The following is a 13529-nucleotide window of genomic DNA, read 5'->3' on the forward strand; positions in this document are numbered from 1 at the left end:
GAGCACGGAGGAGAGGTTCACCAGCGCGGGTGAATGGGTCGAGTCCAGCCTGCTCGCCCGGCCCGAGCCGGGCTGCCGTGCGTGGCGGTGCTTTCGACGTCCTACCGGGTCGACGAGCTGTGCAACGTGACCGCGGTGATGCGCCGGCGGGACGGGGCCGAGGAGTGGCTCGGTCGCGACAACGTCTGGCGCGCGGAACAACGCGACCTGCGGGGGCAGGTCCACCTCCCCATCGGCGAGGAGGAGCTGGAGCGTCTCAAGTGGACGGTCGCGTCGCCGTTGTGGTTCGTCGTGCACGACGACCGTGACTACCCGTACGCCGTGGTCAGGAAGATCCCGTCGGCGGAGGAGGCGTTCACCCGCGACCTGCGCTGGGAGCCCTCGGATCTGCTCGGGCGAGAGGACCTGCGCGTCGAGGAGTTCCCGAACCAGGGGGCGGCGTCCGACCCGCGGGCCGCGATCGAGATCGGGGTGCGCTCGGACCGGCAGCGTGTCCGTGGCGGGCCCGAGCACTTCACCTTGTGGCCCGGGGTCCACTTCGATCCGCAGCGGCTCTCCAGCGTGATCAGGCGGACCGAGGCGGGCGAGGAGGTCTGCGTCGGGCACAGCGGATGGGTCCGATCGAGCATGCTCGACGACGTCCCGCGCGACTTCTACCCGTTCTACCGCGTCCTGCCGATCTCGCCGGTGGAAGCCGGGGAGATCCTCTCGCGGCGGTCAGAGCCCCGGTGCTACCACGTGCTGACCGCGGACGAGGGACAGGACGTGCCGTTCGCGATCGTCCAGGTCGACGGGGAGCGGGAGGAGGCGTTCACCCGTGACCTGGTGTGGGGGCCGTCGGACCTGCTGTCCGGGTCGCGGACGAGCCCGGCCTGCGAGTGCGGGAGTTCCTGCCGGGCTGGACACCGGGGGAGGCGGCGTTCCGGATGGCCGACGCGGTACGGCGGTGGCGCCGCGGTACCGAGTGGGAGAGCGAGCACTGGTACTTCGCGATCTTCCCGGACCGGGTCTCCGCGCAGGACCTCTCGAACGCCCGCCGGATCGTCCGCACCGAGGCCGGGGGCATCCTCGGCGAGCGGGTCCACCACGACGGTGAGTGGACCTGCACCTTCACACTGGACGACATCAACAGGGGCAAGTCCGACGACGTGTACCTGCCGATCAGCCCTGAAGAGGCCCAGCGCCTGGTGAACCGCTGAGTCTAAAGGCGGCCGACGTCCGTGATCGTCACGGCCGCCTCGCCCAGCTCGTCCGACGCCATCAGGTCGATCTCCGCGTTGAAGCCCCAGTCCTTGTCCCCGGCCGGGTCCTCGAAGATCTGCCGGCACACCCAGCGCTCGCGCTCGACGTTGATGATCAAGAACGCCGGGCCGCGCGCGTTCGGGCCCGCGCCGAGGTCGGCGTGCTCCTCGAAGTACGGCTCCAGAGCGTCCATCCACTCCTTGGCCGTCCAGCCCGACTCGTGGTCCAGCTCGCCGAGTGAGTACCAGTCGCGTTTCGCGGCCAGCTCGACGCGGCGGAACAGCGCGTTGCGAACGAGCACGCGGAACGCCCGGACGTTGCTCGTGACGGCGGGCGGCAGGTCGACCCGGACCTCGGGAGCTTCCGGAGCGTCGGGGTTGGTGAGCTTCTCCCACTCGTCGATCAGCGACGAGTCGACCTGGCGCACCAGCTCGCCGAGCCACGAGACGAGGTCCTGCACCTCCTCGGTCTTCGCCTCGTCCGGCACCGTCTGCGACAGCGCCTTGTAGGCGTCGGCCAGGTACCTCAGAACCAGGCCCTCGGAGCGCGCCAGGCCGTAGAACGCCACGTACTCCGTGAACGTCATCGCGCGCTCGTACATGTCGCGCACGACGGCCTTGGGGGAGAGCTTGTAGTCATCGACCCACGGGTGGCCGCGGCGGTAGGTGAACATCGCGGCGTCGAGCAGTTCGGCGAGCGGCTTCGGGTACGTGACCTCCTCCAGCAGCTCCATCCGCTGGTCGTACTCGATGCCGTCGGCCTTCATCGCGCCGATCGCCTCACCGCGCGCCTTGTGCTCCTGCGCGCCCAGGATCTGCCGCGGGTCGTCCAGAATGGACTCGATCACCGACAGCACGTCCAGGGCGTAGCCCGGATCCTCGCGGTCCAGCAGCTCGATCGCGGCCAGCGCGAACGGCGACAGCGGCTGGTTCAGCGCGAAGTTGAACTGCAGGTCGACCGTCAGCCGGAAGTCGTCACCGTTGCGCTCCACGACACCGGCAGCGACCAGCGCCTTGTACATCGCCAGCGCGCGGCGGATGTGCTTGAGCTGCTTCGCCCGGTCCTCGTGGTTGTCCTCGAGCAGGTGCCGCATGGCCTGGAACGCGCCGCCGAGGGGACGGCCGATCACGTTGAGCAGCATCGCGTGCGAGACCTGGAACGACGAGGTCAGCGGCTCGGGTTCGGCGCCGACGAGCCGTTCGAACGTCGACTCGCTCCACGACACGAAGCCGTCCGGGGCCTTCTTGCGCACGACCTTGCGGCGCTTCTTCGGGTCGTCACCGGCCTTCGCCAAGGCCTTGATGTTCTCGACCTCGTGCTCGGGCGCCTGCACGACCACCGTGCCCACGGTGTCGTAGCCCGCACGGCCCGCCCGTCCGGCGATCTGGTGGAACTCGCGCGCCTTGAGGATCCGGGTCCGCGTGCCGTCGTACTTCGACAGCGCGGTGAACACGACCGTGCGGATCGGGACGTTGATCCCGACGCCGAGGGTGTCCGTGCCGCAGATGACCTTCATCAGACCGGCCTGCGCGAGCTGCTCGACCAGGCGGCGGTACTTGGGCAGCATGCCGGCGTGGTGCACGCCGATGCCGTGCCGCACCAGCCGCGACAGCGTCTTGCCGAACCCGGACGAGAACCGGAAGTTGCCGATCTTCGCGGCGATCGCTTCCTTCTCGGGCTTCGTGGCGACGTTGACGCTCATCAGCGACTGCGCGCGTTCGAGAGCGGCGGCCTGGGTGAAGTGCACGACGTAGATCGGGGCTTCGCGGCCGTGCAGCAGGTCCTCGATCGTCTCGTGCAACGGCGTGGAGACGTACTGGAAGTTCAGCGGCACCGGGCGCTGCGCGGAGCGGACCACGGCGGTCGGGCGGCCGGTGCGCCGGGTCAGGTCCTTCTCGAAGAACGTGACGTCGCCCAGCGTCGCCGACATCAGCAGGAACTGGGCCTGCGGCAGCTCGACGATCGGCACCTGCCACGCCCAGCCGCGGTCGGGCTCGCTGTAGAAGTGGAACTCATCCATCACGACCTGGCCGACGTCGGCCGTGTGGCCGTCGCGCAGCGCGATGTTCGCGAGGATCTCCGCGGTGCAGCAGATGATGGGCGCCTGGTCGTTCACCGAAGCGTCGCCGGTCATCATGCCGACGTTCTCCGGCCCGAACACCTCGCACAGCGCGAAGAACTTCTCCGAGACCAGCGCCTTGATCGGCGCGGTGTAGAAGCTGCGCTGGTTGGCCGCCATGGCGACGAGGTGGGCACCGATGGCCACCAGTGACTTGCCGGACCCCGTGGGCGTGCTGAGGATGACGTTGGCCCCCGAGACGAGCTCGATGACCGCCTCCTCCTGCGCCGGGTACAGCGCGAGGCCGCGCTCACCCGCCCAGTGGGAGAAGGCGTCGAACAGTTCGTCTTCGTCGGCGATCGAGGTGAGCCGGTCCGTAAGTGCAGTCATCGCAGGTGAACTATAGGTGGTACGCGTACTCGGTGAACTCCCAGTCGGTCACGAACCGCTGGAAGCGGGCCACCTCCTCCCACTTGAAGTCCACATAGGACCGAACGAAGTCCTTGCCCAGCACCTCGACCATCGCCGTGTCCTCTTCCAGATAGGCGAGTGCGTCGGGCAGCGTGGCGGGCAGCGTCGGCGCCTTCGACGGGTCGTACCCGTACCCGGCGGACGGCCGCGGCGGCTCGATCCGGTCGCGAATGCCCAGGTAGGTGGCCGCGATGAGGCCGGCGATGCCGAGGTAGGGGTTGGCGCTCGCGTCACCGAGCCGCAGCTCCAGCCGCGTGGTCTCGCCGCGTTCGGCGGGCACCCGGAGCATGGCGCTGCGGTTGTCGAGGCCCCAGTCGATCAGCCACGGGGCGAGCGAGTCCGGCCCGAACCGCTTGTAGGAGTTGACCGTCGGGTTGAGCAGCGCGGCCAGGGCGGGGGCGTGCTTGAGGATGCCGCCGATGGCCCAGCGCGCCTCGTCGGACAGGCCGTGCGAGGTGCCGGCCGCCTGGAACGCGTTGCGGCCGTCCTTCTCGTGACACGACAGGTGCAGGTGGAAGCCCGATCCGCCGCCGTCGTTGAACGGCTTGGCCATGAACGTGGCGAGCCGGCCTTCTCTCCTGGCCAGTTCCTTGACGCTCGTCTTGAACCGGAACGCGCGATCGGCGGCGTCCATGGCGGGCGAATGGACGAGGTTGATTTCGAACTGACCGCCCGCGTACTCGTGGTTGCCGCCCGTGGTTTGCAGGCCCGCCGAACTGAGTGTGCGAAGAGTTCTCAACAGATGACCGTCCGAGTCGCCCCGTCGGCCGGTGGCGTACACGTTGCCGGGCTCATCGCAGTAGGGCCGCCACCCGTTCGGGCGATCTTCGTCGGGTTCGCAGAGAAAATATTCCAACTCGGGACCGACCACGGGCTGCAGTCCCGTGGTCTCGAATATTTCCAGGGCTCTGCGCAGCACCTGTCGCGGCGATTCGTCGACAGGTCTCTCGTCAGCGGGGCTCACGGCGTCGCCGATGCACCACGCCACGCCCGGCTCCCACGGGATCGGGAGCAGTGTGTCGAGGTCCGGTACCACGATCACGTCGGGCAGCCCGGCGTCGAGCACACCCCCGTTCTCGGTGGTCTTGCCTCCGGGAGTGGTGCTGTAAACGGCACGGCAAAACGACAGCCCCCGCTGCGTAACCGCAGGTAGATGCTCCACGAGCACGTCACGGCCCCGATCCGTGCCGAGCAGGTCGGGGAAGACGACGCGCACGACGTCGATACCGTCGTCGCCCAGCCTTGCCGCGAGTTCCCGTGTCACCTGTTCACCGACCACGTCGAACTACCTTTCCGGCACAGTGTGTCGCTGGCGCGGAGGGGATAACGTTGAGGGGCAAACGCTATCGGCCCGTCCGTGGAGTAAAGACCATGATCGGTCTCAGCGGGTGCTCCACACTCATCGTCCACCACGGGGCAACAGTCCGTAACTGGACGGGTGACGACCGTCACGAGATCATGCACGATGTGGGATCGTGATCAAACCGCGTGCGGACTGACTCGCACCACATCACAGACATAGTTCGGAACCGCAAGTATTGTGCCGGGAACACCTTGAGCTCGAGCACGGGAGACTTTGAGTTGTCTGGTCACCACACGATTGCCGAGACCGAGAAAGCCGTCCAGGCCAAGCTCGGTGCGGTGCCGCTGCATCGCGAGCAGATGGCGGCGGTGTCGAACATCCACCGCGCCGCTACCGCGATTCGCCAGCACCTCGAGAACTCGGTGCTGCGCACCAGCGATCTGACCTGGACCGGCTTCGTCGTGCTCTGGGTCGTGTGGATCTGGGGCGAGATGGAGACGCGCTACGTGGCCGAGGAGGCCGGGATCTCCAAGGGAACCCTGACGGGCGTCGCCAAGACGCTGCAGTCGCGGGGCCTGCTGGAGCGCCTGGGCCACCCGACCGACGGGCGCCTCGCGGTCCTGCGTCTCACCCCTGAGGGTGAAGAACTGATGGGCGACCTCTTCCCCAAGTTCAACGAGGAAGAGGTCTTCGTCTCGGACCCGCTGGAGTCGTCCGAGGCTCAGTCGCTGGCCGAGATGCTGCGCCGGATGGTGACGCATCTCGAAGCCAACGGCGAGCAGCGGCGGCTGGACCTTCGCGGGGACACGCCGTTGCCGCCGCGCCGATCCGGTCGGCGGGCCAAGCACGGCTGATGCGGTCGCCTGAAGGGCGACTCACCTGGCCGGGGAATCACCGCCCCGACTTGGTGAGTCGCCCATTTCGGCGTTGTCAGAGCAGGCTCAGCACCCGTGCGTGCAGCGTGTCCAGGTAGTCCTCGGACTCCGGCTTCATCAGAACGCTCCGCAGCACCCGCGCTCCGTCCACATCGGCCTCCACCTCGGGGTGCCTCGCCGCGAACGCCTCCTTCGAGGCTCGAGCGACGCTCAGGAACACGGGGTCGACCGCCGCGTTCATCCCCGTCTCCATGACCCGGTGCGAGGCGGCGTCCACAGCCGACAGGGTCAACGGGGTCGTCCGCGGGAAGTACGTGACGATGTCCAGCTCGGGCTCCTGGTAGAGCTCCAGCGCCTCGGACTCGCGGATCATCGACGCCCACCGCACGGCTGCCCGCCGTCCGGCCGCCAAGACTTCGCCCAACCCGTCGCGCGTCAGAGGCAGCAGCCGCAGCGTCAGCCACAAGCCCGCGGCGGCGGCTCCGGCTCGGGAGCATTCGAGGCTGATCTCGCCCAGGTGCAGCTCGTCGGACGTGAAGTACGTGTAGGGGGAGTCGTGGAGGTAGAAGCGGCCCACCGACGGGTCGCGGAACAGGACCGCGCCGCAGCCGTAGGGCTGCAGACCGTGCTTGTGCGGGTCCACCACCACGGAGTCGCACGAGCCGATGGCCTCCCACGGTTCGGGGGCCAGGTCCGTGCCCGCCAGCAACGTGAAGAACCCGCCGTACGCGGCGTCTACGTGCACCCGTGCGTCGTAGCGCCGTGCGACGTCCAGCACGAGGTGCACCGGTTCGATGGCGCCCAACGCGGTGGTTCCCGGGGTGACGACGACGGTGCCGACCTTGCCCGAACGCAAGAGCTCCTCGAGGGCGTCCAGATCCATGCGGCCGCGACCGTCCACGGGCACGGGGAAACCCTCGATCCCGAGCACACCGCACATGCGTGAGTGCGTGTAGTGAGCCTCGGAGGAGTAGGCGACACCACGACCCGGATGCAACGACCGGGCGACGAACAACGCCTCCAGGTTCGCGATCGTGCCGCTGGAGGTCAGGTGGCCGAGATGCTCGTCGCCGTAGCCGAACATGTGCGCCAGCCCGGAGACGACCTCGCGCTCCATCGCGGCGGTCGCGGGGCCGCCGTCCAGGGCGTGGTTGTTCGGGTTGATCAGCATCGCCGACAGGTAGCCGACGACGGCCGCCGGGTGCGGTGGCTTGAGCATCTGGCCGGCGTAGCGCGGGTGGAAGAACGGGTAGTTGTCGCGCAGGCGGTCCTGCAGCTCGGCCAGCGCCGAGCCGAAGACCGCCGGGTCGACCTGCAGGGACGAGTGAGGTGAGAAGGCGCCGTACTCGGCCGTCCACTTCTCGTGGTTGGCCAGGGCCTCGTTGAGCCAGTGCTGAAGATCCACCGTGCACACCCCACTCGTCCGCGCAAACCCGAATGTTCGAATTTGTACGTTACGGCAGACCCCACCGCGAGGACGAGCCGTTGGCGGCCACGTCGCGTGGTGAGACGTCAGGGCGTGTGCCACGGCGCGAGACGATGGCGGTCTGACCTCGGCGAAGAGGGATCTCGATCGCCGAACCACGAGCCTTGTGATCGAGACGGCGGCCCCAGTTGTCCCGGACGTCGATGTCGCCCGCGATCCCGTGGTCGAGCACGAGAGGAGAACCGGCCTCGGAGTGGACCTGGACCCAGTCGGTGCGGCCACCCGAGCGCGAGGCGTCGACCAGGAACGCACCCTGGGTCCGCAACGACGACACGGACGCGTCAGCCCAGGTGGAGGAGATGGACGGGAAGACCCGCACGACGTTGTTGTGCGACTGGACCATCATCTCCAGCACGGCCTGGCCGGACATGAGCGGCGACTCGATCGCGAGGTTGCCGCCCTCGCGGTAGAAGGTGTTCTCGGTCAGCACGGCATTCGTGCCGACCTGCTTGCGGTCCAGGAAGTAGCGCAGGAACGACAGCGCCTCCTCGGGACGGCCCATCGCCGAGGCCATCGAGGACGCCGCGCCGTAGCTGTAACCGGCCCACAGCTGCTGCCGCGAGGTCCAGTGGTCGAAGGTGCGGGTGATCAGGTCGCGGTGCTCGGGCATGTCCCACGTCAGCTCGCGCAACGGGTAGAACCACAGCATGTGCGAGAAGTGGCGGTGCGAGTCGTTGAGCGACACATCCTTGCCGATCATCACGCCGTTCGGGCCCTGGGCGTAGGGCACCAGCCGGTTCAGCACGTCACGCCAGCGCGCGTTCTCCTCGATGGACAGCAACGTGCGTACGCCCCACCGGATCAGCGACAGGTCGTACGTCGTGTCCGTGGCGTTCGCGTACTCCGGCGAGCGCGTCTCCGGCAGATGCAGCTTGCCGTCAGCGCCCTCGACGAGGAACCGCGCGTAGTAGTTGACGGCCTTGGTCAGGATCGGGAACAGGACGTCGGACAGGATGCGCTTGTCCATCGTGTGCCGGTAGCCCAGCCAGACGTTGTGGCACGCCCACAGAAGATTGCCCGTGTGGTCGTTGGGCGCCACTCCGGGCACGCCGCAGTAGCGCGGACCGGAGCGCAACGTGCGGTCGCCGGGGTGGCAGATCGCGTACGAGTTGCCGTCGCGGTAGTTCGGGTTCACGTTCAGCTCGAGGTGGTGCTCGAACCGCTTCAACGTGGTCGTCACGGCGTCGAGCTCGTGGTGGTTCGAGCCGTTGATCAGCGGATACGAGATCTGGACGTTGAGGTTCCACCACACGGCCGTCCAGCTGGCGCCCGCCTCGGGGAACCACGGGCCCCACTCGGAGATGACCGGCGCGTCGGCGCGGGTGGCGGCGGCCATCTTGTACAGCTGCGCCCAGTAGAAGCGCTGCACGAGCTTGTCCGGCACCGAGACCAGCGACTTCGTGAAGTAGGCGTTCCACCAGCCGCGATGCTGCAGCGTCAGCACCTCGAACGGGATCGACAACGCCTGACGCACCTCGCGGATCGCGTCGGACGTATGCGTCTCCGCGGGGTGTGTGTACGCCACGTGGGCCGCGAACCGGCCGTCACGCGCCTGCCAGGCCGTTGTGTAGCCACCGCCCGCGTGGAGCGGCTGCGCGGCGTACGAGACGCCGTTGGCCGTGCCCAGCGTGGCGTCGGGGTTGGCCGTGTAGTCGGCCGGCTTGCGGATCGTGCGGGTCGTGGCCGACTGCAGGGGCTGGAAACCCCACGTCACGTCGCCCTTCACCTTCGCGAGGAACGTGCTGCGCGCGTTGTGCACGAGCATCGTGAAGGAGGCACTGCCCTGTGTGGTGGTCACCGTGCCCGTGAGCTCGGCGTTCCACAGGTCCAGCGTCCAGTCGACTGCCGTGATCGCACCCGCGAAAGCCAAGGTCAGGTACCCGATCGGCAGCCTCGACAGGCCGATCGCGGCCTCCCAGTGCTCGCGCTGGTCCTGCACCTCGGAGTGGCTGAGCATGAGCTTCAGCTCGTTCGGCGTGCGTCCCGCGTAGACCTGGACGCCCAGGAAGCCGTTGGCCAGGAACGGGCTGTCGCCCCAGCTCTTGGGCAGCTGCTTCCACTCCATGCGAGCGTCGCTCACAACGTCCCTGTGGACGCTGCGGTGACCCGATGTCTGAACTTGATCGGGAGCCGCGGCCGCAACCCCTCCGCCGAGCGCGGAAGCACCTACGGCCGCGCCTGTCCCGTACAGAAAGGTTCTACGCGACAGCTCTGTCACTGTTCGTCCCTCCAGGCCGTGGCGGCGGCGGAAGGGATCTTACGCAGAATTCATCGGATGACTAGGGGAGCTCGAACCCTGCGTCGGTCAGGGCGGCCTTGGCCGGGTCGCTGAAGACGTAGTCGTAGAACTTCTTCGACTCGGGCGAACCGGACACGATGCCGATGGGGAAGTTCAGGTCCGCCTTCACGGACTCGCCACCGGACACGCGCATCGGCACCGCGACGAGCCCGGGCGTCGCCTTGACGTCCGAGGCGTACACGAAGGCCGAGTCGACCTCGCTCGACGTCAGCTTGGCGAGCGTCTCCTTCACGTCCTGCCCGACGGCCTTCGGCGCGAGCGCCCCCTCGGTGACGTCGGCGGTCTTCAGCGCCCTCTTGGCCGCCACGCCACACGGCGCCTCCTCGGCGCACATCGCGAACGACGTCTGGCTCGGGCCGGGGCGGAAGCTGTCCCAGACTCTGACGTTCTTCGGGTTGCCCTGCGGAAGCGCGAGCACCAGCCGGTTCGCCGCGAACACCTTCGACATCAGGTGCATCGTGTCCTTGCTCGCTGACGCGTACACGTCCGCGGCCGAGCCGCTCTCCAGCTGCTTCCGCAGCGACGAGCTGGCACCGAAGATGAACTTGACCTTGATGCCCTGCGAGGCCTCGAAGTCGGTGCCGATCTTGGTGAACGCCTCGGTCAGCGCCGAGTCCGCGTAGACGGTGATCGCCGGCTTTTCCGGTTCCGGCGCAGGTGAGCAGGCCGCGAGTGCGGCGACGAGCAGGAGCGTGAGTCGCTTCGGCATGGAACCCCCCAGTTCTGGGGACACCCTAGCGAACCGGGACGGTCACGCGGTGCGAACGCCTCGTTGTGACCATCACCGCGTACTTGCCTCAAAATAGTTGTTGCATAGTTCTGGCCATAATCAAGCTCGGCCAATTAGCGTGATCGCCCATGACCCCTGTTGCCATGCACATGAGCGACGGCCTGCTGAACGCGCCGGTCTCGGTCGCCTTCCTCGTCGTCGCGGCGGTGGGCGTCGGTTTCGCGCTGGTCAAGGCACGTGCGGACCTCGATGACCGCACGGCACCGATGGCGGGCCTGGTGGCCACGTTCATCTTCGCCGTCCAGATGATCAACTTCCCGATCCTGCCCGGTGCCTCGGGCCACCTGCTCGGCGGCGCGCTCGCGGCGATCCTGGTCGGCCCGTACGTCGGCGCGTTGTGCGTGACGATCGTGCTGGTGGTGCAGGCGCTGCTGTTCGCGGACGGCGGGCTCACCGCGCTCGGTGCCAACGTCACGAACATGGCGCTGATCGGCACCGCGACCGGGTTCTTCGTCGCCGTCGCCCTGCGCAAGCTCGCCGAGAGGGGCAAGGGCGGGCTGGCCGCGGTCGCGTTCGTCTCGGCGTTCATCAACACCGTGGTCGCCGCGACCGGGTTCGTGATCGAGTACGCGATCGGCGGCGCGGGCGGGGTGGAGATCGGCAAGGTCGCGCTGCTGATGTGGGGCCTGCACGCGCTGATCGGCATCGGTGAGGGGCTGATCACCGCCGTCACCGTCACCTCCGTCGCGTCGATCCGGCCCGATCTCGTCTACCTGCTGCGTGGCAGCGCCAAGCCGCTGGAGGTCCGGTCGTGAAGAAGTTCTTCATCGGGTTCGCGTTCGTGTCGGTGCTGATCGCGGGGGTGCTGTCGTACTTCGCGTCGAGTGACCCGGACGGCCTGGACAAGACCGTCGAGGACACCGGCATCGCCGCGCACGCGCAGGAGCACCCGCTCGCGGGCAGCACGTTCGCCGACTACGCGCTCGGCGGTGACTCCAAATTCACCGGCCTCGCGGGTGTGCTCGGTGTGGTCGTGGTCCTGGGGCTGTCGTTCGGCCTGTTCTGGGTGCTGCGCAAGAAGTCTGAAGTGAAATGAGCGGCAGCCACGACGTCCTGCACCACGCCGGCGACTCGCCGGTGCACCGCCTCGCGCCCCACGTGAAGATCCTGGTGGCGTTCGGGGCGGTGCTGGGTGTCGTGGCGACCCCGCGCACGTTGTTCCCGCTCTTCGGCCTGTACCTGCTGCTGATCGTCGCGGTGTGGACGGTGGCGCGGGTTCCCGCGCTGTGGTTCGTGAAGCGCGCGGTGATCGAGGTTCCGTTCGTGGTGCTCGCGTTCCTGCTGCCGATCTTCGGCACGGACCCGCGCACCGAATTCCTGGGCTTCTCGGTGTCGGTCGAAGGCTCGCTGGCGGGCTGGAACATCCTGGCCAAGGGCACGCTGGGCGTCCTGATCAGCCTGACCCTGGCCGCCACGACGGCGCCGGGGGAGTTGCTGCGCGGCCTGCAGACCTTGCGCGTGCCCGCGCCGCTGATCATGATCGCCACGCTGATGCTCCGCTACGGCGAAGTCGTTGTGGGGGAAGCGAAACGCATGCGCGTCGCGCGCATCTCCCGGGGCGACGACCCGCGTTTCCTGTGGCAGGCGGGAGCGACCGCGCGGGCGGTCGGCACGCTGTTCATCCGGTCCTACGAACGCGGAGAGAGGGTGCATCTGGCGATGGTGTCGCGAGGCTGGACAGGCGGGTCCGGGGGCTCGGCGACGATCGTCCCGGAGGCCCCGGCCGCGCCCGCGCTGGAGGTGTCGAAGCTCGCTTTCGCCTATCCGGACGGTCATCAGGCGCTGTTCGGCATCGACCTGAGGGTCTCGCACGGCGAACGGGTCGCGGTGCTCGGCCCGAACGGTGCCGGCAAGACCACGTTCGCGTTGCACCTCAACGGAGTTCTGTCCGGCGGTTCCGGCGCTGTCTCGATCGCGGGCCTCGAGGTCTCGAAGCGGAACCTGAAGGAGATCCGCCGCCGCGTCGGGCTCGTCTTCCAGGACCCGGACGACCAGCTGTTCTGCCCGACCGTGCGCGAGGACGTCGCGTTCGGGCCGCGGAACTTCGGTCTGTCCGATGTGGACGAACGGGTGCTGAAGGCGTTGTCCGCCGTCGGCATGGAGCCGGTCGCGGACCGCTCGCCGCTGCACCTGTCCGGTGGCCAGCGCCGGCGGGTCGCGCTGGCCTCGGTGCTGGCGTGCGACCCGGAGATCCTGGTGCTGGACGAGCCGTCCGCGAACCTGGAACCGGTGGCGCGCAGGGAACTGGCCGAACTGCTCCTCACCCTGGACCGCACGATGCTGATGGTCACGCACGACCTGCCGTTCGCGTTGCAGATCTGCCCTCGCAGCGTGCTGATCGACGACGGCGTGGTCGTCGCGGACGGCCCGACCCGCGAGATCCTCGCCGACGCCGACCTGCTCGCCCGGCACCGTCTCGAGCTGCCCTACGGCTTCCGGCTCGACTGAAGCCCGGCCAGCACGATCCCCAGCAGCACCTCGGGGTTCCCGCCCTCGTGCAGGCTCTGCAACATCCCCTTCATCAGGATCACCAGGTCCGTGGCCGTGACGTCGGTGCGCACCTGGCCCGCCTCCTGAGCCTTCCGCAGAAGCCCGCCCAGCGCGGCGTGCAGGCTCTTGCGCAGTTCGGGTGTCACGGTGATCGCGTCGGACATGTCCCGCTTCACCGCCGCCTCCTCCGCCATCCGCCCGAGGAACGCGAACAGCGCCGTTTTGGGATCTTCGGCGGGCAGTGACGCGGACTCGATCATCGCCGACACCCGCGCCTCCGTGACGGCCTGGAACAGCGCCTGCTTCGTCGGGAAGTGGCGGTAGACCGTGCCGGGCCCGACCCCGGCCCTGGCCGCGATCTCGTCCAGGGGCACCTCGAAGCCCTGCGCCGCGAACAACTCCCGTGCCGCTTCCAGCACCTTCTCGCGGTTCCGCGCCGCGTCGGCCCTCATCGTTGCCAACCGGGGCGTGCGTTCCGTATCGTCATAACCGGGGTCACCGTTCCGATTCTAGA

At 68.3% G+C, this 13529-nt stretch carries 11 protein-coding genes and 1 pseudogene; 6 read left to right on the plus strand and 6 right to left on the minus strand.

What is annotated here, in order from left to right; genetic code table 11:
- The first annotated feature begins 81 nt into the window (after positions 1 to 81).
- Complete coding sequence (locus tag ABZ345_RS23660) at positions 82 to 1191, plus strand: hypothetical protein (RefSeq protein ID WP_359852500.1); 1110 nt, start codon at positions 82 to 84, stop codon at positions 1189 to 1191.
- Positions 1192 to 1201: 10 nt separating this feature from the next.
- Here the strand turns inward: ABZ345_RS23660 and ABZ345_RS23665 are convergent, their stop codons facing one another.
- Positions 1202 to 3691: a DUF3516 domain-containing protein gene (locus ABZ345_RS23665; RefSeq protein ID WP_359852502.1), complete on the minus strand. Its 2490-nt coding sequence runs from the start codon at positions 3689 to 3691 to the stop codon at positions 1202 to 1204.
- A 10-nt stretch (positions 3692 to 3701) separates the two neighbouring features.
- Positions 3702 to 5036, minus strand: coding sequence for a glutamine synthetase family protein (locus ABZ345_RS23670; RefSeq protein WP_359852505.1), 1335 nt, complete (start codon positions 5034 to 5036; stop codon positions 3702 to 3704).
- A 317-nt stretch (positions 5037 to 5353) separates the two neighbouring features.
- Here ABZ345_RS23670 and ABZ345_RS23675 point away from each other — a divergent pair, with 317 nt between their 5' ends.
- Positions 5354 to 5929, plus strand: a complete 576-nt coding sequence (locus tag ABZ345_RS23675; RefSeq protein ID WP_109641700.1) for a MarR family winged helix-turn-helix transcriptional regulator — start codon at positions 5354 to 5356, stop codon at positions 5927 to 5929.
- 76 nt (positions 5930 to 6005) lie between these two features.
- Here the strand turns inward: ABZ345_RS23675 and ABZ345_RS23680 are convergent, their stop codons facing one another.
- The 3 genes from ABZ345_RS23680 to modA all read right to left on the minus strand — a co-directional run bounded on the left by ABZ345_RS23680 (position 6006) and on the right by modA (position 10444).
- Positions 6006 to 7355, minus strand: a complete 1350-nt coding sequence (locus ABZ345_RS23680) for an aminotransferase class V-fold PLP-dependent enzyme (protein ID WP_359852508.1) — start codon at positions 7353 to 7355, stop codon at positions 6006 to 6008.
- A 49-nt stretch (positions 7356 to 7404) separates the two neighbouring features.
- Complete coding sequence (locus tag ABZ345_RS23685; protein ID WP_359852511.1) at positions 7405 to 9654, minus strand: glycoside hydrolase family 95-like protein; 2250 nt, start codon at positions 9652 to 9654, stop codon at positions 7405 to 7407.
- Between the two features lie 61 nt (positions 9655 to 9715).
- Positions 9716 to 10444 (minus strand): molybdate ABC transporter substrate-binding protein, encoded by a 729-nt coding sequence (gene modA, locus ABZ345_RS23690; protein ID WP_359852514.1) that lies wholly within the window; start codon positions 10442 to 10444, stop codon positions 9716 to 9718.
- A 149-nt stretch (positions 10445 to 10593) separates the two neighbouring features.
- Between modA and ABZ345_RS23695 the strand changes: the two genes are divergently transcribed.
- From ABZ345_RS23695 to ABZ345_RS23710, 4 genes and pseudogenes are all read left to right on the plus strand, one after another.
- Entirely contained in the window at positions 10594 to 11280 is a 687-nt protein-coding gene (locus tag ABZ345_RS23695; RefSeq protein ID WP_359852517.1) for an energy-coupling factor ABC transporter permease, read from the plus strand.
- Positions 11277 to 11561, plus strand: a complete 285-nt coding sequence (locus ABZ345_RS23700; RefSeq protein ID WP_359852519.1) for a PDGLE domain-containing protein — start codon at positions 11277 to 11279, stop codon at positions 11559 to 11561. The genes ABZ345_RS23695 and ABZ345_RS23700 overlap by 4 nt, the downstream gene beginning before the upstream one ends.
- Positions 11558 to 12196, plus strand: a pseudogene (cbiQ, locus tag ABZ345_RS23705) (cobalt ECF transporter T component CbiQ); the annotation flags it as partial. The gene ABZ345_RS23700 and the pseudogene cbiQ, both read left to right, overlap by 4 nt.
- Complete coding sequence (locus ABZ345_RS23710) at positions 12185 to 12973, plus strand: ATP-binding cassette domain-containing protein (RefSeq protein ID WP_359852592.1); 789 nt, start codon at positions 12185 to 12187, stop codon at positions 12971 to 12973. The pseudogene cbiQ and the gene ABZ345_RS23710, both read left to right, overlap by 12 nt.
- On the opposite strand, the gene ABZ345_RS23715 is transcribed toward ABZ345_RS23710, so the two are convergent.
- Positions 12952 to 13467, minus strand: coding sequence for a helix-turn-helix domain-containing protein (locus ABZ345_RS23715; RefSeq protein WP_359852522.1), 516 nt, complete (start codon positions 13465 to 13467; stop codon positions 12952 to 12954). The two genes, ABZ345_RS23710 and ABZ345_RS23715, sit on opposite strands and share 22 nt — an antisense overlap.
- Between the last annotated feature and the right edge of the window lie 62 nt (positions 13468 to 13529).

The sequence above is a fragment of the Lentzea sp. NPDC005914 genome (assembly GCF_040629405.1).
Classification (GTDB): Bacteria; Actinomycetota; Actinomycetes; order Mycobacteriales; family Pseudonocardiaceae; genus Lentzea.

Excerpts from the sequence above, each read along its gene's own strand:
- ABZ345_RS23715 (WP_359852522.1), bottom strand. The coding sequence starts at position 13,467 with ATGAGGGCCGACGCGGCGCGGAACCGCGAGAAGGTGCTGGAAGCGGCA.
- ABZ345_RS23665 (WP_359852502.1), bottom strand. The coding sequence starts at position 3,691 with ATGACTGCACTTACGGACCGGCTCACCTCGATCGCCGACGAAGACGAA.
- modA (WP_359852514.1), bottom strand. The coding sequence starts at position 10,444 with ATGCCGAAGCGACTCACGCTCCTGCTCGTCGCCGCACTCGCGGCCTGC.
- ABZ345_RS23710 (WP_359852592.1), top strand. The coding sequence starts at position 12,185 with ATGGTGTCGCGAGGCTGGACAGGCGGGTCCGGGGGCTCGGCGACGATC.
- ABZ345_RS23695 (WP_359852517.1), top strand. The coding sequence starts at position 10,594 with ATGACCCCTGTTGCCATGCACATGAGCGACGGCCTGCTGAACGCGCCG.